Annotated in this window: 15 protein-coding genes; 6 read left to right on the forward strand and 9 right to left on the reverse strand. The window is 67.4% G+C overall.

Annotated elements, in window-relative coordinates:
* Nucleotides 1-88 precede the first annotated feature (88 nt).
* Together DSHI_RS00695 and DSHI_RS00700 are read left to right on the forward strand one after the other, a co-directional pair.
* A complete protein-coding gene (locus DSHI_RS00695) occupies nt 89-910 on the forward strand; it encodes an MlaA family lipoprotein (RefSeq protein ID WP_012176822.1) in 822 nt (273 codons plus the stop codon).
* The gene (locus tag DSHI_RS00700; RefSeq protein ID WP_012176823.1) at nt 900-1,520 is read left to right on the forward strand and encodes an MlaC/ttg2D family ABC transporter substrate-binding protein; all 621 of its coding nucleotides are present in this window, start codon (nt 900-902) and stop codon (nt 1,518-1,520) included. The genes DSHI_RS00695 and DSHI_RS00700 overlap by 11 nt, the downstream gene beginning before the upstream one ends.
* 163 nt (nt 1,521-1,683) lie before the next feature.
* Here the strand turns inward: DSHI_RS00700 and DSHI_RS00705 are convergent, their stop codons facing one another.
* Nucleotides 1,684-3,900 (reverse strand): transglycosylase domain-containing protein, encoded by a 2,217-nt coding sequence (locus DSHI_RS00705; RefSeq protein WP_044027570.1) that lies wholly within the window; start codon nt 3,898-3,900, stop codon nt 1,684-1,686.
* A 287-nt stretch (nt 3,901-4,187) separates the two neighbouring features.
* Between DSHI_RS00705 and DSHI_RS00710 the strand changes: the two genes are divergently transcribed.
* Both DSHI_RS00710 and DSHI_RS00715 read left to right on the forward strand, forming a co-directional pair.
* Complete coding sequence (locus DSHI_RS00710) at nt 4,188-4,526, forward strand: P-II family nitrogen regulator (protein WP_012176825.1); 339 nt, start codon at nt 4,188-4,190, stop codon at nt 4,524-4,526.
* 34 nt (nt 4,527-4,560) lie between these two features.
* Nucleotides 4,561-5,874 carry an ammonium transporter gene (locus DSHI_RS00715; RefSeq protein ID WP_012176826.1) on the forward strand — a complete coding sequence of 438 codons (1,314 nt, stop codon included), beginning with the start codon at nt 4,561-4,563 and terminating at the stop codon, nt 5,872-5,874.
* Nucleotides 5,875-6,034: 160 nt separating this feature from the next.
* On the opposite strand, the gene DSHI_RS00720 is transcribed toward DSHI_RS00715, so the two are convergent.
* The 5 genes from DSHI_RS00720 to dapA all read right to left on the reverse strand — a co-directional run bounded on the left by DSHI_RS00720 (nt 6,035) and on the right by dapA (nt 10,217).
* A complete protein-coding gene (locus tag DSHI_RS00720; protein ID WP_012176827.1) occupies nt 6,035-7,213 on the reverse strand; it encodes an amino acid aminotransferase in 1,179 nt (392 codons plus the stop codon).
* A gap of 8 nt (nt 7,214-7,221) precedes the next feature.
* Nucleotides 7,222-8,073 carry a 3-mercaptopyruvate sulfurtransferase gene (sseA, locus tag DSHI_RS00725; protein ID WP_044027571.1) on the reverse strand — a complete coding sequence of 284 codons (852 nt, stop codon included), beginning with the start codon at nt 8,071-8,073 and terminating at the stop codon, nt 7,222-7,224.
* A 309-nt stretch (nt 8,074-8,382) separates the two neighbouring features.
* A complete protein-coding gene (gene smpB, locus DSHI_RS00730; RefSeq protein ID WP_012176829.1) occupies nt 8,383-8,865 on the reverse strand; it encodes an SsrA-binding protein SmpB in 483 nt (160 codons plus the stop codon).
* A 30-nt stretch (nt 8,866-8,895) separates the two neighbouring features.
* On the reverse strand, nt 8,896-9,234 hold the full coding sequence (locus DSHI_RS22180; protein WP_050757766.1) for a GNAT family N-acetyltransferase: 339 nt from the start codon (nt 9,232-9,234) through the stop codon (nt 8,896-8,898).
* A 107-nt stretch (nt 9,235-9,341) separates the two neighbouring features.
* On the reverse strand, nt 9,342-10,217 hold the full coding sequence (dapA, locus tag DSHI_RS00740; RefSeq protein ID WP_012176831.1) for a 4-hydroxy-tetrahydrodipicolinate synthase: 876 nt from the start codon (nt 10,215-10,217) through the stop codon (nt 9,342-9,344).
* 173 nt (nt 10,218-10,390) lie between these two features.
* Between dapA and DSHI_RS00745 the strand changes: the two genes are divergently transcribed.
* The gene (locus DSHI_RS00745) at nt 10,391-12,340 is read left to right on the forward strand and encodes a lytic transglycosylase domain-containing protein (protein WP_012176832.1); all 1,950 of its coding nucleotides are present in this window, start codon (nt 10,391-10,393) and stop codon (nt 12,338-12,340) included.
* Between the two features lie 37 nt (nt 12,341-12,377).
* On the opposite strand, the gene DSHI_RS00750 is transcribed toward DSHI_RS00745, so the two are convergent.
* Together DSHI_RS00750 and mnmC2 are read right to left on the reverse strand one after the other, a co-directional pair.
* Nucleotides 12,378-13,256 carry a DMT family transporter gene (locus DSHI_RS00750; RefSeq protein WP_012176833.1) on the reverse strand — a complete coding sequence of 293 codons (879 nt, stop codon included), beginning with the start codon at nt 13,254-13,256 and terminating at the stop codon, nt 12,378-12,380.
* Nucleotides 13,253-13,945 (reverse strand): tRNA (5-methylaminomethyl-2-thiouridine)(34)-methyltransferase MnmC2, encoded by a 693-nt coding sequence (gene mnmC2, locus DSHI_RS00755; protein ID WP_012176834.1) that lies wholly within the window; start codon nt 13,943-13,945, stop codon nt 13,253-13,255. The genes DSHI_RS00750 and mnmC2 overlap by 4 nt, the downstream gene beginning before the upstream one ends.
* 80 nt (nt 13,946-14,025) lie before the next feature.
* Here mnmC2 and DSHI_RS00760 point away from each other — a divergent pair, with 80 nt between their 5' ends.
* Nucleotides 14,026-15,084, forward strand: a complete 1,059-nt coding sequence (locus tag DSHI_RS00760; protein WP_012176835.1) for an NAD(P)/FAD-dependent oxidoreductase — start codon at nt 14,026-14,028, stop codon at nt 15,082-15,084.
* A gap of 181 nt (nt 15,085-15,265) precedes the next feature.
* Here DSHI_RS00760 and DSHI_RS00765 read toward each other — a convergent pair whose 3' ends face one another.
* Nucleotides 15,266-15,811 carry an NADPH-dependent FMN reductase gene (locus DSHI_RS00765; RefSeq protein WP_012176836.1) on the reverse strand — a complete coding sequence of 182 codons (546 nt, stop codon included), beginning with the start codon at nt 15,809-15,811 and terminating at the stop codon, nt 15,266-15,268.
* Nucleotides 15,812-16,273 lie beyond the last annotated feature (462 nt).

The following is a 16,273-nucleotide window of genomic DNA, read 5'->3' on the forward strand; positions in this document are numbered from 1 at the left end:
TCTATAAATGCTGTAGTTTCCATATGTACGTCACGACGCTGCCCGAGTCTCAAGCCATTTGTTGTAATCTGCCCCGGATCCCATTCACATGTTTCAGTCCCTGACCCGCGCCCTTGTCTGCCTTGCGGTGATCACCACACTCGGGGCCTGTGCCTCGCCCAACCGCCCGGACGAGGTGATCGACCCGTTCGAGCCTGCCAACCGGGGTGTGCACAATTTCAACAAGGCGCTGGACAAGGCGATCCTGCGCGAGGCGTCCGAAGCCTATGTCACCCTGGTTCCGGACCCTCTGGTGCAGGGCATCAGCAACGCGACCGGAAACCTCGAGCAGCCCGCCCGGATCCTCAACAACGTGCTGCAGGGGCGCGCAGAGAATGCGCTGCACAACATGTTCAGATTCCTCGTGAATACGACCATGGGGCTCGGCGGTCTGCTCGATCCGGCCACCGCCATGGGCCTGCAGGAGCTCGACACCGACTTCGGCGAAACCATGTATGTCTGGGGCGTGGGCGAGGGGCCCTTCGTGTCGGTCCCGCTGCTCGGGCCGCATACCTCTCGGCACCTGTCCGGACGGGCGGTCGACATCGTGATCGATCCCATCGGCGAGCTTGTCACCTTCACCCGACCCCTCACCGTGCGCGCGGGGCTCTTCACCGTCGAGCAACTCAAGGACAGGGCGGAGTTCGGATCGGTCGTGGACGACCTGCTCTACAACAGCATCGACAGCTACGCCTCTACACGCATTCTTTACCTGCAGAACCGGCGCTTCCGGCTTGGGAGTGGGACCGGAAACGATTATCTCGATCCCTACGACGATTTCGGCGGAGACCCCTCCGTGGCCCTGATCGAGGGCGGCGCCCCTGCCGACGACCTTTACTTCGATCCCTACGAGGACCCCTATGTCGAGTAACCTTTCCCGCCGCCGCGTGCTCCGCACTCTGGGTGCCTTCGCCCTGAGCCTGCCCTTTGCCGGACTGCTCGGACCACGGCCCGTCCAGGCCCTCAACACCAACGAGGCCAAGGATCTTGTCGGGCGGCTCGTGGGCGAGATCGACGCGGCGATCAACTCGGGCAAGACCGGCTCGGCCCTCTATCGCGAGTTCGAACGCATCTTCGAGCGCTACGCGGATGTGGACATCATCGCGCAATCGGTTCTCGGCGTGGAATGGCGCTCGGCCTCCAACGCCCAGCGGCGTGCCTACACGGACGCGTTCAAGACCTATATCTCGCGCAAATACGGACGTCGTTTCCAGGAGTTCGTCGGCGGCCGGATCGAGGTGAACAGTGCACGTCCCGTGCGCAGCTTCTTCGAGGTGAAATCGACCGCGTTCCTGCGGGGCGAGGCCCCGTTCGAAGTGATTTTCCTGGTGTCCGACCGTTCGGGGCGCGACCTGTTCTTCAACATCGTCATCGAAGGCGTGAACCTCGCGATCACGGAGCGGACCGAGATCGGCGCGCTGCTGGACCGCAACGGGGGCAATCTCGACGCGATGATCCAGGCGTTGCGCAATACAACCTGATCCGGTCGGGGTGTTGCCGCGCCCACCGGGACCTGAATGATCTGCCGATCGGACACCAAGCCCGTTCGAACGGGCTTGGACACGCGATTTGGAAATCGCGTCAGAAGCGCTTTGCAAAGCGCTTGATCAAGGCGCTTCGAAGCGCCTTGCCGCGCGCCGCGGCTCAGTTCCGCCCCAGCAACCCACCAAGCACATCGCGCAGCACCCGTTCGGCGGCGTTGCGGATCTGGTCTTCAATCTGCGGCCGCTCTTGCCGGGCGATCTGTGGCGCCGGTTCCACCCGGGGGGGCGGCAGGGTCATGGGCAGGGGTCTTTGCGGGTCGCCCTCGTGGACCCGGCGCATGGTTTCGCGCCAGATCTCCGCCGGCAGCCCGCCGCCGGTCACGCCCGTCAGGGGCGTGTTATCGTCATAGCCCATCCAGATCCCCGCCACGTAATCGGCGGTGAAGCCCACGAACCACGCATCCCGCGCGGCCTGGGTGGTGCCGGTCTTGCCTGCCGCCTGCCGTCCGTCGGGCAGCTTGGCGCGCCCGCCGGTGCCGGTCTCGATCACCTGGAACATCATGAAGGTCAGCTCCTGCGCCGCGCGCTGGCTGACCACCCGTTCGCCGATCCCGCCCGCCTGGCCCATCAGCGGCTCGGAATCCCCCAGAAGCCGCAACTCCGTCAGCCCGTAGGGCGCCACGCTGCTGCCGCCGTTCAGGATCCCGGCATAGGCCGCTGTCATCTCCAGCAACGTGCTCTCCGACGCCCCCAGCGCCAGCGCCGGTCCCGGCGCCATCTCTCGCGCGATGCCGAAATCGCTGGCCACCTTGCGCACATTCTCCCGCCCGACCTGCTCCGACAGGCGCACCGCGGGCGTGTTGAGCGAGTTCTTCAGCGCCTCGGTTAGTGTCACCTCGCCGTAGAAATTGTTGGTGTAATTGCGCGGGCTCCAAGGGCCTGAACCGGGGATATCGATGGTCAGCGGCGCATCGAGGATCATGTCGTTCGGTCTGTAGCCCAGGTCGAGTGCTGCGGCATAGACAAAGGGCTTGAAGGCCGACCCGGTCTGCCGCAGCGCCTGCGTCGCCCGGTTGAACGCGCCGGACACCTGCAGCTTGCGCCCGCCCACCATGGCCCGGACCGCCCCGTCCGCCGACATCACCACGATTGCCGCCTGAGCCTTGGAGCCGGGGCTGACCTTGGTCTCGAACACGTATTTCAGCGCCTCTTCCGCCGCCGCCTGGATATCCTGATCGAAGGTGGTGCGGATGATCACGTCCTCGGTGGTCTCCGAGGTCAGGAAATTCGGCCCTTCCTCCATCACCCAATCGGCGAAGTACCCGCCCGCGCGCCGCTCGGCTGCTTCCGACAGGGTGGCAGGATTGGCCCGGGCCACCGCGGCATCTGTCGCACTCAGGTAGCCCTCCTGCTCCATCAGCCGCAGGATCGTGGCCGCGCGCCTCTGGGACCGCTCCAGGTCGTTGGTCGGCGCAAAGCGCGACGGCGCCACCAAAAGCCCCGCCAGCATCGCCGCCTCCGCCGGATCCACTTCGGCCGCGGACTTGCCGAAATACCGCTGGCTCGCGGCCTCGAACCCGCGCGCGCCAGCGCCCAGATAGGCCCGGTTGAGATAGATCGTCAGGATCTCATCCTTGGTATAGGCCGCCTCAAGCGCCAGCGAATAGGGCACTTCCTTGACCTTGCGCCAGATCCCGCCCCGGCGGCAGTCGGCCTCATACTCCGCCTCGGTCATGCCGCTCTCGGGCTTGTAAGGCGTCCCAAGGCACAGCAGCTTGGCCACCTGCTGCGTGATAGTGGAGCCGCCATGACCCGACAACGGCCCGCGCCCCTCGCGCAGGTTGATCCGTACCGCGCTGGCGATGCCGCGCGGGCTGATGCCGAAATGCTGGTAGAACCGCCGGTCCTCCGTGGCGATGATCGCGTTTTTCAGATGCGGCGACACGGTGTTGGCGTCGATCACACCGCCGAACTGGTCCCCGCGCCAGGCATAGACATCTCCGTCCCGGTCCAGCAGCGTCACGGACCCCCGCACCCGCCCATCGGTCAGCTGCAACGCCGGCGGCAGGGTGGAGTAATGGTAGGCCACCGACCCCGCGAGGATCAGCAACAGTACCGCGATCCCGCGCCAGGTGATGGCGAAGATCAGCCCGAGGATCCAGCCGATCAGCCGCCGGATTGCCCAGAACAGCCGCCCGAACAGGCCCCGCGGCGGGCCGGACCGAGCAGAGCTCCGGCGCTTGGCTGCGGTCTTGCGGCGCGGCTTGGGCTTGGGTTTAGCCGGGGCCTTGGCCGCGGCTGTCCGGGCCTTGGCCGGATGTCCGGCAGACCTCGCATCGGCGCGCAGCACCGGTCTCTTTCGTTTGTCTGAACTCATACGCGATGCCTGTACCTGCTGCGGAGGCCGAACGCCAACCCCGCGGATCGCCCCAAGGACTGGCCCTATGTAACCCCGCCTGACTCGCTTTTGCACTGCCCTGTCGCTTTTTCGCCATGCAGCAAATGCACAAAAAATGTGCAGAAGCCCAAATTCGTGCAAAAAATGTGCGACAACAACCCTGGGTTGTCGGGAAACGGGGCGCCTTCGTTGAATGAACCCGGTTCGCGTTCTGTTGTTCGGCGGTGAACTCTCGCAGGGCACCTGCAAAAGGAAGGGTAACAGACGTGAAACTTATCATCGCAGCAATCAAACCGTTCAAGTTGGAGGAGGTCCGCGAAGCACTCACCTCCATCGGCGTGCGCGGCATGATGGTCACCGAGATCAAAGGCTTCGGCTCACAGTCCGGTCACACGGAAATCTACCGTGGTGCGGAATATGCCGTGAACTTCGTGCCGAAGGTCAAACTCGAGATCGTCGTCGGCGACACCATGGCCGACCAGGTCGTCGAGACCATCCAAACCACCGCCAAGACCGACAAGATCGGCGACGGCAAGATCTTCGTCCTCGACGTGCAGCAGGCGGTCCGCGTCCGCACGGGCGAGACCAACGACGACGCGCTCTGAGCGCAGGAAATCCTTCGTAGAAAGGCTTCAACGCATGAAACTTACGAAACTCCTTCCGCTGGCTGCGGCGGCAATTGTCCTGCCGAGCCTTGGACTTGCCCAGGACGCCGCGCCCTCGTTCGACGAAATCGGCCCCTACATCATGACCACCCTGTTGTTCTGCATGGCGGGCTTCCTGGTGTTCTTCATGGCCTGCGGGTTCGCGATGCTCGAGGGCGGCCTGGTGCGGTCCAAGAACGTCACCATGCAGATGACCAAGAACATCGCGCTCTATTCGATTGCCGCGGTCATGTACTGGCTCATCGGCTTCAACCTGATGTATCCGGGCGACTTCAACGGCTATGTGGGCAGCTTCTTCGTCCCGACCGTTCTGGACCCCGTAGGCGTGGCCGCGGCTGATGCGGCACTGGACTATGCCTCCATCGGTTCGGACTTCTTCTTCCAACTGGTTTTCGTCGCTGCAACCGCGTCCATCGTGTCCGGTGCCCTCGCCGAGCGGATCAAGCTCTGGCCCTTCCTCGCCTTCGTGGTGGTCCTGACCGGCATCATGTACCCGATCTCCGGCTCCTGGCAGTGGGGCGGCGGCTGGCTGTCCGAGATGGGCTTTTCGGACTTCGCGGGCTCGACCGTCGTGCACTCCGTGGGCGGCTGGGCTGCTCTGGCCGGTGCAATCATCCTCGGTCCGCGCCTGGGCAAGTACAAGGATGGTCGCGTCAACCCGATGCCCGGCTCCAACCTTGCCCTCGCCACGCTTGGCACGTTCATCCTGTGGCTCGGCTGGTTCGGCTTCAATGGCGGCTCGCAGCTGGCGATGGGCACCGTGGGCGATGTCTCTGACGTGTCGCGCATCTTCGCCAACACCAACATGGCTGCGGCGGCCGGTGCTCTGACCGCGCTGATTCTGACCCAAGTCCTCTACAAAAAGCCGGACCTGACCATGGTGCTCAACGGCGCTCTGGCGGGCCTCGTGTCCATCACCGCAAGCCCGCTCGACCCGACACTCTTCGGCGCGCTCTGGATCGGGGCTGTCGGGGGCGTGATCGTGGTCTTTACGGTGCCGCTGCTGGACAAGTTCAAGATCGACGACGTTGTCGGCGCCATTCCGGTGCACCTCTTCGCCGGCATCTGGGGCACCATTGCCGTGGTGTTCTACCAGGAGGGCGCAAGCCTCGTGACACAGCTGGTCGGGATCGCCGCCTACGGTGTCTTCACCTTCGGGGTCGGGCTGATCGTGTGGTACCTGCTCAAGCTGACCATGGGCATTCGTGTCAGTGAAGAGGACGAGATCAACGGTCTCGACACCTCCGAACTGGGCATGGAAGCCTATCCCGACTTCACCAAGGGCTGAGCCTCCTTCCTCTCAGCCTGACCAACTTCCCGGGCGGTCTTCGCCCGGGATTTTTCTCTTCAACGCAGTGCTCTCGTAGAGTGTGTGAACAGTGCAGGGATTGGGTGTCGTGGGAAACCGCGGCGCCCGGTCTGCGCTCCGAGGCCCGGCGCGGGCAGGTTCAGTCCCGCAGCACCGCTGCGATCGCCTCGGCCACGCGGTCCGTGGTCCGGGGGGTCACACCGGCCAGGTTCACCCGGCCTGTCCCCACCGCATAGACGGCGAAGTCTTCGCGCATCCGCATCACCCGTTCCTTGCCGAGCGGCAGCATCGCGAACATGCCGCTCTGAGCCGCCAGCCCGTCGAATCGGTCGCTCTGCAGCCGGGCGCGCAGGGCCTTGGCCAGCGCCTGGCGGTTGGCGCTCAAGGCGGTGCGTATTGCTGCCAGCTCCGCCTCCCAGGCGGTCCGCAAGGCCGGATCGGCCAGGATCTCCGTGACCACCCGGGCCCCGTGATCCGGCGGGAAGGAATAGTTCACCCGGTTCAGCCGTGTCAGCTGGCTCTGCACGGCCTCCACCACGCCCGGCTGCTCCAGCAGCACCAGCGCCAGTCCCACGCGTTCGCGGTAGAGCCCGAAGCTCTTGGAGCCGGAAAAGGCGAGCATCGCCTCGGGCAAACTTGCGAGGCGGCGCAGGAAGGCGGCGTCCGCCTCCGGCACCGCTCCGAACCCGAGATAGGCACAGTCGACCAGCGGGACCGCCCCGGTCCGCGCCAGGCTGTCAACGATCTCCGCCTGCAACTCCGGGTCCGGGTCGATCCCGGTCGGGTTGTGACAGCACGCATGCAGGATCACCACGTCCCCCGCCTGCGCCTGCGCAAGGTCGCGCAACAGCACCTCCCGGTCGATCCCGGTGCCCTCCGGCGCGAGATAGGTGAAGGCCCGCGTCGCCAACCCCAGATGCTCCGCCAGCACCCGGTGGTTCGGCCAGGTCTCCGCCGGGATCCAGACTTGCGCCGCCGGTCGCGCCACCTGGCTCAGGGCCAGCAACGTCTGCACGGCGGAGGTGCCGCCCGTGGTCGCCGTGACCGCCCGGGGCCGCGTCACCGACCCGAGAAGCAGATCGCCCACCGCCGCGTGAAACGCCGGGTCGCCCGCGAAACTGACATAAGACTTGGTGTCTTGGGTTCGCCACAGCCGTTCCTCGGCCGTTTTCACCGCCCCGAATACCGGCGTGCGCCCCTCCGCGTCGCGCCAGACCCCGATGCCCAGGTCCACCTTGCCGGGCCGCGGATCGGCCTGGAAAGCCCGCATCAGGACCAGGATCGGGTCGTCGGCCTGCGGGCGCAGATGCGCGAACATCGGGGCGCTCAGCCCGTGGCGACCTTCAGATCGCCATACATGCCCCATTCGGACCAGGACCCGTCATAGAGGCTGTGATCGCGATGCCCCAGCCGTTCCAGCGCCAGGCTCAGGATCGCCGCGGTCACGCCGGACCCGCAGGTGGTGATCACCGGCTTGTCCAGATCGACGCCCGCCGCCACGAAGGCCGCGCGCAACTCGTCGAGGGGCTTCATCGTGCCATCCTCGGCCAGGAGCGTCGCATAATGCAGGTTCTTCGACCCCGGGATATGCCCCGCGCGCAGGCCCGCCCGCGGCTCGGGCTCCTCCCCCCTAAACCGACCGGCGGAGCGCGCGTCGACCACCTGCGGCTCGCCCAGCTTCGCCGCCGCGGCCACCTGGGTGACATCCTTGACCAGATGCGCCTGGCGCTGCACGGTCATGTGCCTGTCCCGCACCACGGGCGGCAGGTCCTCGACCGGGCGCCCCTCCGCCTGCCACTTGGGAAAGCCGCCATCCAGAACGGCGATATCGGTCTTGCCCATCAGCCGGAACAGCCACCACATCCGGGCGGCCGAAAACAGACCCGCGCCGTCATAGACCACCACCTGGTGCCCGTCACCCACGCCCAGGGCCCGCATCCGCGACATGAACTTCTCCACCGGTGGGGCCATGTGGGGCAGGTCCGAACGTGCATCGCTCACATCGTCGATCGCCACGAACCGTGCCCCGGGGATATGGGCCGCGTCATACTCCGCCTTCGGATCGCGCCCCGAACCGGGCAGGTACGAAGAGGCGTCCAGCACGCGCAGATCCGGGTTGGACAGGTGCGCTTCCAGCCAATCGGTGGAAACAAGGGTCTTGGGATCGTCTTGGGACACGGGACCAGCCGCCTTATTCAACAAAGTGACACATAGTGCGTAACGAGCGTTGCCCCCGCTGGCAAGAGAGGCCGCATGCCCCGCCCTCCGGCAGGCCGGACGCCACGCGTATTCATGAACAAGGGAGGCTCAACCGCGCGCCCTTCCCTCAAGTCATCAAATATCCTTGGGAGAGCGCGAGAGGGGCTGGCCCCTCTCGCCCCCGGCGACGCGCACCAGCGCGGCGCAAACCCCCGACGCTGGCCAGTACATCCCTCGCAGAGCCCGACACACCCCACATCCGGCGCGCGCACCCCCGCGCCCGACGCTCTAAAGGTTCTGCTTCAGCAGGCGTTGTTTCTGACGGTTCCAGTCCCGCTTGGCATCAGTCTGCCGCTTGTCCGCCAGCTTCTTGCCCTTGGCCACACCGATCTTCAGCTTCACCAGCCCGCGATGGTTGAAATACATCACCAAGGGCACCAGCGTCATGCCTTGCCGCTGGGTCGCGTTCCACAACCGCGACAGCTCCCGACGCGAGACCAGCAGCTTGCGCCGCCGCCGCTCCTCGTGCTTCCAGGTCTTGGCCTGGGCGTAGGGCGCGATGTAGCTGTTGACCAACCACAACTCCCCATCATCCACCGTGGCATAACTCTCGGCGATGTTCGAGCCGCCCTCGCGCAGGGATTTGACCTCCGACCCTTCCAGCACGATGCCCACTTCGAGGTCTTCCTCGATCGCATACTCGCGCCGCGCCCGCCGGTTCTCGGCGATCACCTTGTAGTTCTTTTCCTCGGGGGTCTTGGGTTTGGCCATCGCCGTGACATAACAAACGCAGGGTAGGATTCAAGCACTCTCCGCAGGCCGCACCATCTGCACCCGCTCCAGCCCGGTGGCCGTGTCCACCCGACGCCCGGTCTCGACAAAGCCCAGCCGGTGATAGGCCGCGCGCCCGTGCATGTTGAGCGTATAGACCTCCAGCGTGACCGCCATGCCGGCGCAAAGCTCGGCCACCAAGGCCCGTCCGACACCGCTCCGCTGCGCCTCGGGCGCCACGAACAGCCCCGCCAATTCCGCCCCGCGCATGGACCCGAAGCCGACGACCCGCCCCCCGCGCACCGCCACCAGCGTCCGGGTCGCCGGGAAATAGGTCTCTGCCAGTGCCGCGCGCTCGGTCGCAATCACCTTTTCGGGCAGGAAAGGATGGGTGCTGCGCGTGGCGGCCTCCCAGATGACGCAGAGCGCCTCCAGGTCCGCCGCCAGACGCGGCCGCAGGCTCAGGTCAGACCCGGTCAGCCAAGGATCCCTGCATGGATCATCGCGTCCTTGATCAGCACCTTGGTGCCGTCGCTCAGACCCAGAAGCGGCAGGCGCACGTCTTCCGAACACTTGCCCAGCAGCGACAGGGCATATTTCGCCCCCACCAGCCCCGGCTCCACGAAGATCGCCTCATGCAGCGGCATCAGCTTGTCCTGCAGCGCCAGCGCCGTGGCGAAATCGCCCGCCAGGGTCGCCTCCTGGAACTGCGCGCAGAGCGCGGGGGCCACATTGGCCGTGACCGAAATGCAGCCGACCCCGCCATGGGCGTTGAAGCCCAAAGCCGTGGCATCCTCGCCCGACAGCTGGATGAACTCCGGCCCGCAGGCCATGCGGGTCTGGCTGACGCGCGCCAGATCCCCGGTCGCGTCCTTCACGCCCACGATCGTCGGCAGGGCAGCAAGCGCCGCCATGGTCGCGGGGGTCATGTCCACCACGGACCGGCCGGGGATGTTGTAAATCACGATGGGGATGTCCGCGGCCTCCGCCAGGGCGGTGTAATGGGCGATCATGCCCCCCTGGGTCGGCTTGTTGTAATAGGGCGTGACCACCAGCGCGCCATCGGCCCCGGCGTCCTTGGCGTGGCGCACGAAGCGCACGGCTTCGACCGTGTTGTTCGACCCCGCGCCCGCGATCACCGGCACCCGGCCCGCGGCGACCTCGATGACCTTGGCGACCACCGCCTCGTGCTCCTCGTGGCTCAGCGTCGGGCTCTCGCCGGTCGTGCCCACGGGCACCAACCCGTGACTGCCTTCGGCGATCTGCCATTCGACCAGCGCTTCGAGCGTGGCAAAGTCCACGGCCCCGTCTTTCATCGGCGTGACCAGCGCTGGCATAGACCCTTTGAACATGAAGACCCTCCTGACGTTGATCATACCCTTGGCGGTACGCGCGCCTTACCGCTCCGGCCGGGGGCAGCGCAAGGGGCAGGGCACAAAACCGTGCGCGAAATCCCCCTGTCACATTGCGCCGCAACACCCTAGATGGTGAAGCAAAGCCAGGCAAACAGGGCGGGTCGAGACAGATGGCAGGCAAGGCAATTCGAGTTTTCTTCATGGTGATGGCGGCGGTGGGGCTGGTGGCGCAGGCCGCGCCGGTCCGCGCCGATCTGGCGGAGGCATTGCAGGCCACGCGCAGCAGCGACTGGGACCGCGCCACGCGCGCCGCCGCGGCGCTCGAGGATCAGGCCGCACGCGATGTGGTGATCTGGACCCTGCTGCGCGCGCGCCAGGGCAGCTGGCAGGACTACCGCGACTTCCTCGCGCGTAACAGTGACTGGCCCGGCCTGCCGCTTCTGCGGGCGCGGGGGGAGGATGCGATCCCCGAAAATGCCGCCCCGGCCGACGTGCTGGCCTATTTCGCGCCGCAAGCCCCACGCACCGGCACCGGGGCACGGCGTCTGGCCGCGGCTCAAGCCGCGACCGGCGATGCCGAGGGCGCGGTGGAGACCCTGGCGACCGCCTGGCGTCACCTGAACCTGGACCGCGAAGAACAGGCGATCTTCCTGCGCGAGCATTTCCGCGAAATCACACCCCAGAACATCGCCCGGCTCGACCGTCTCCTGTGGGAGGGGCGCACCGGCGATGCGCGCGCGATGCTCGACAGCGTGCCGCCCGCCTGGCAGCGCCTGGCCGAGGCCCGGATCGCCCTGCGGATCGACCAGCCGGGGGTGGACGGGCTGATCGCGGCGGTCCCGGCGGCGCTGCAAGACCATCCGGGCCTCGCCTACGAGCGGTTCCAGTGGCGCTTGCGCAAGGGCCGGATCGACTCCGCCCGCGAGTTGCTGGACGCGCAGTCGACCTCTGCCGCGGCCCTCGGCGATCCCGAGGCCTGGGCCAATCGCCGCCGGTCCCTCGCCCGCGACCTGATGCGCGACGACCGGGATCGCGAGGCCTACCGCCTGGCCGCCAATCACTTCCTGACCGAGGGCAACCACTATGCCGATCTGGAATGGCTCTCCGGCTTCATCGCCCTGCGCAAGCTGAACGATCCCGAAACGGCGCTGGGCCATTTCCGCCGGTTCGAGGACGCTGTGGCCTCGCCGATCTCCCTCGGCCGGGCGGGCTACTGGCAAGGCCGTGCGCTGGAGGCGCTGGGTCGGCCGAACGAGGCCCGCGCCGCCTATGCGATGGGGGCCGAGCACCAGACCGCCTTCTATGGCCAACTCGCCGCCGAACGGGCCGGGATCGCGCCCGACCCCGCGCTAGCCGGGCGCGAGACCTATCCCGACTGGGCCGCGAGCCCCTATGCGCGCACCTCGGTCTTCCGCGCCGCCCGGGCCCTGCAACAAGCCGGGCAGCGGAGCCTGGCGGAGCGATTCCTGGTGCACCTGAGCGAGCGGCTGACGCTGGAGGAAATGGGCGCGCTGGCCGATGTGGCCCTGGCCTGGGACGAGCCGCATATCGCCCTCAAGATCGCGAAATTCGCGGCCGAGGACGGGCGCGTGCTGCACCGGGCCTATCACCCGGTGACCAACCTGGTGCCTGGCCAGGGGCTCGCGGTCAACCGGGCTCTGGCGCTCGCCATCGCCCGGCGAGAGAGCGAGTTCGACCCGGCGGTGGTCAGCCCCGCGGGCGCGCGCGGCCTGATGCAGCTGATGCCGGGGACGGGCGAGTTGATGGCCGGCAAGCTGGGCGAGCCGTTCTCGGCGGCGCGACTCCTCAGCGACCCGGCCCAGAACGTGCGCTTCGGTGCCGCCTATCTCGACCAGCTGATCGAGGAGTTCGGCGAGAACCTGACCCTGATCGCCATCGGCTACAACGCGGGCCCGGGCCGGTCGCGCAGTTGGACGGAACGTTTCGGCAGCCCCAAGGGGCTCGATGAGGACGCGATGGTGGACTGGATCGAACACGTGCCGTTTCGCGAGACCCGGAACTACATCATGCGCGTGACCGAAAGCCGGGTGATCTACGAGATGCGCCTGACCGGACGCGCGCAACCCTTCCGCGTGATCGAGCGCCTGACCGCCCGCTGAGACCGGCGCGCGCCCAAGGATTTTCGAAAATCCTTGCTCAGCGCGCCCGCGCCGCGGCGACCTGGGCCCGCCACAGGGTGAAGATCCCCGCGGCCACTACCAGCGCCGCGCCCAGCGCCACGTTCCACCGGATCTGCTCGCCGAACACGCTCACCCCCAGCATCGCGCCCCAGACCAGTTGCAGATAGGCAAAGGGCTGCACCGCGCTCGCCTCCGCCACCTCGTAGCACTTGATCAACAGGTAATGCCCCAGCGCCCCGGTGACGCACAGCGCCCCCATCCAGCCCCAGTCCGGCGCGCTCATCGGCTCCCAGCCCCAGACACCCACCGCGGTGATCGCCACCGCCCCCACGGTCCCGGTCCAGAAGAAACTCGTCTGCGCACTGTCCTTGCGCGCCGCATAGCGCGTCAACAGCCCATACAAGGCAAACCCGAACGCCGCCGCCAGGGGCACCAGCGCCTCGACGGCGAACACCCCGCCGCTCGGCTGAAGGATGATCAGCACGCCCACGAACCCCACCCCGATCGCACACCACCGCCGCCAGCCGACCTTCTCGCCCAGCACCGGCCCCGACAGCGCCGCGATCAGCAGCGGATAGCAGGTGAAAACCGCATGGCTTTCCACCAGTCCCAAGAGCACGAAGGCCGTCACCATGATGCAGATCTCGGCCACCAGCAGCACCGCGCGGAACGCCTGCAGCACCGGCTGCTCGGTCCGCGCCGCCGCCCGCACGCCGCCCGCCTGACGCGTCGCCAGCGTGACCACGAAGGCCGCAAAGAACCAGTAGCGGATCATCACCACCATCAGCACGTTGTATTCCGCCGCCAGGTGCCGCGAGATCCCGTCCTGCAAGGCGAAGACCACCGTCGTCACGATCATCAGCCAGATGCCCAAACGGGTATTCTGGGCGGTCATGGCAGCCGCCCCCGGCTCATGTGCCGCTTGCGCCCGAACCCGGGGGCCCGCGTCACCTCGAACCCAGCCTCGGCCAGCGCGCGCCGCACGGCCCCCGCCGCCGTGTAGGTCGCGAAGCTCCCGCCCGGGGCGGTCCGCGCCGCCACCGCCGCCAAGAGCGTCGGCTCCCACAATTCGGGGTTCTTCGCAGGCGAAAACCCATCGAGGCACCAGGCGTCCGCACACCCGTGCCAACCCGGTACCGTCTCGCGCGCATCGCCGAGCACGAGCTCGAAGCTCAAATCCGCCGCCTCGACGACAACGGCACCGCCCTCCAGCGCGGCCAACACATCCGCCAGCTCCGCCGCAACACCGGGGAATGTGGCCAGGGCCGCGCGCATCTCCGGCACGGCCATGGGGAAGGCTTCAAAACTGGTGAATCGCAAGGGCCCGGCAATCCCCGCCCCGCGCCAGGCCGCCCGCATCACGGCAAGCGTCAGGCCGGTACCGAACCCCAACTCCGCCACTGCAAACCCGGGCACGAACCGCGCGGGCAGCTCATTGCCCGCTACAAACACATGCCGCGTCTCCGCCAGCCCGTCCGCCTTGGAATAATACGGGTCGTCGAACCGCGCCGAGACCGGCACCCCCTCGGTCCATGTCACCTCGGCCCGCTGGCCCGAGATCTGGCCCAAATTCTGGCCTTGCATTCTGTCCTGCCTTACACGCCTGTTCCGAGGGCGGCTCGAAACGGGCGGCCCAGCCGCGACAATGAGCAAGGAGGCGGGCTTTGGCAATTCCGGATGTGACCGTGCTGGGCGCGGGGATCCTTGGGCTCTCGGCCGCCTATGCCTGCGCGCGCCGGGGCGCACGGGTCCGGGTGATCGAGACGCATCACGTGGGCGCGGGGTCCTCCGGTGGCGTCGTCGGCGCGCTGGCCCCGCATACGCCGGAAAAGTGGAATCCCAAGAAACAGGTGCAGTTCGACAGCCTGATCCGGGCGGAAGCCTGGTGGACCGAGATCGCGGGGGCCACCGGGTGCGACCCGGGGTACGCCCGGCTGGGCCGTCTGCAACCCATTGCCGACGACCGGGCGCTGGCGCTGGCCCGGGACCGGGCGCAGCAGGCCGAAACCCTGTGGCAGGGCCGCGCCGCCTGGCACATCCGGCCTGCGACGGAGTTTGCCAACTGGGCGCCCGTGACCTCCACGGGCCTGGTGACCCACGACACCCTGACCGCGCGCCTGCACCCCGCCAAGGCCTGCGCCGCCATGGCCGCGGCGCTGCAGGGGCTGGGCGCAGAGATCCTGATCGGCGACCATGCACCGACCGGCAAGGTGATCGAGGCGACGGGCGCGGCGGGGTTGGCCGAACTCAGCGGACATTTCGGGGTGCAGGTGGGCAACGGCGTGAAGGGCCAGGCGGCCGTGCTCGGATACGACGCCCGTACCTTGCCGCAGCTGTTCGTCGACGGGTTGCACATCGTGCCCCATACGGACGGGACCACGGCGGTCGGCTCCACCTCCGAGCGGGACTATACCGACCCGACCGGCACCGATGCCCTGCTCGACGCTGTGATCGCCCGGGCCCGTGCGGCGGTGCCGGTCCTGCGCGATGCCCCGGTGCGCGCCCGCTGGGCTGGGCTGCGCCCGCGCGCGAAGTCCCACGCGCCGATGCTGGGGGCCCATCCTCTGCGCCCGGACCGGGTGATCCTCAATGGGGGGTTCAAGATCGGCTTCGGCATGGCCCCGGAACTGGCGGAAATGGCCGCCGACCTCATCCTCGACGGACGGGCCCGCATTCCGCCGGAGTTCGATCCCGCCGCCAGCCTGCCGAAGCCGACGCCCTGAGGCACGCGCCCAAGCGGTTTCGAAACCGCTTGGCCCGCTGCGGATCGGGCTGGCGTAGCGGGCGAGGGCATGCGGCAGCCACGCATGCCACGCCCACCCGGGCCCGACCCTTACTCTGCCTGCAGGGGATTGCCCTCAGGCCCCGTCCAAGCGGTTTCGAAACCGCTTCTCCGCCCGGTGATCAGCCCGCCATCGCCGCCTTGCGCAGCTCCGCCATCAGGGCGTCGAGTATCTTCTGGTAGCTTTCCGTGATCAGCTTGCCCTCGCTGTCGAACTCCCTGAACGCGCCTGCCACCAGAACCTCCGGCCCCGGCAGCACATGGGCGCCGAAGGGCATCATCGCCAGCCGCAGGGCATAGGTCCCGCGCGCCCCGCCCGCGCGCCCCGCCGCCGCCGCGACGATCGCCACCGGCTTGCCGGCCCAGGGCTTGCCCTCCAACCGGCTCACCCAGTCGAGCGCGTTCTTCAACACCCCGGTCAGGCTCTGGTTGTATTCCGGCGACGCGATGATCACCGCATCCGCCGCGGCGATCTGGTCTGCCAGCATCTGCACCTCGGCCGGGATGCCCTCGGCGCTCTCCAGATCGCCATCATAGAGCGGCAGGCGCAGATTGCCTTCACTGAACTCCGCGGGACCGAAGCGCGCTGCCGCCTCACGCATCAGTTGCGTGTTGAAACTGCCCGCCCGGAGGGAGCCGGACAGGCCGAGAAGTCTGGGCTGTGTCATGGGATGTCCTTTGCTGTTTGCCCTGACCTAACCGGGAATGTGCTGGGGGCAAGAGGTGGAAACGACCTGATCGGCGCGGACCGATTGTGCAGGAGCGCACGGTCGATTAAGAACTTGGTGACCACTTCAAGGCATTGTAATGAAATCAAAAAACAGGTGTGTTTCGCACGCGAAACCTCCTTTTCGTGTCAAGGTGTTGCATGGGCCTTCCGGCACGGCGCGTTCGGCTGTCGCGTCCGGACCACTACAGATGTGCACATGTCGGCAAATGCCCGCCTCGGATTGCAAGGCCCGTCGCAGGTTTCGCAACGAACCCGCCGCCCGGGCAAAGGGCGTTTGGAATGCAGACTGCCTGACAAATCCCTCCGACTTTGGTCGTAGATGCGCCCAGTATCCAAAGCCATCCGCGCCTGCATGAACACAGGGTGCCGCCCCGAAATCGAGGCTTGTGCCGGGCGCGTT

This window comes from Dinoroseobacter shibae DFL 12 = DSM 16493, from assembly GCF_000018145.1.
GTDB classification, from domain to species: Bacteria; Pseudomonadota; Alphaproteobacteria; order Rhodobacterales; family Rhodobacteraceae; genus Dinoroseobacter; species Dinoroseobacter shibae.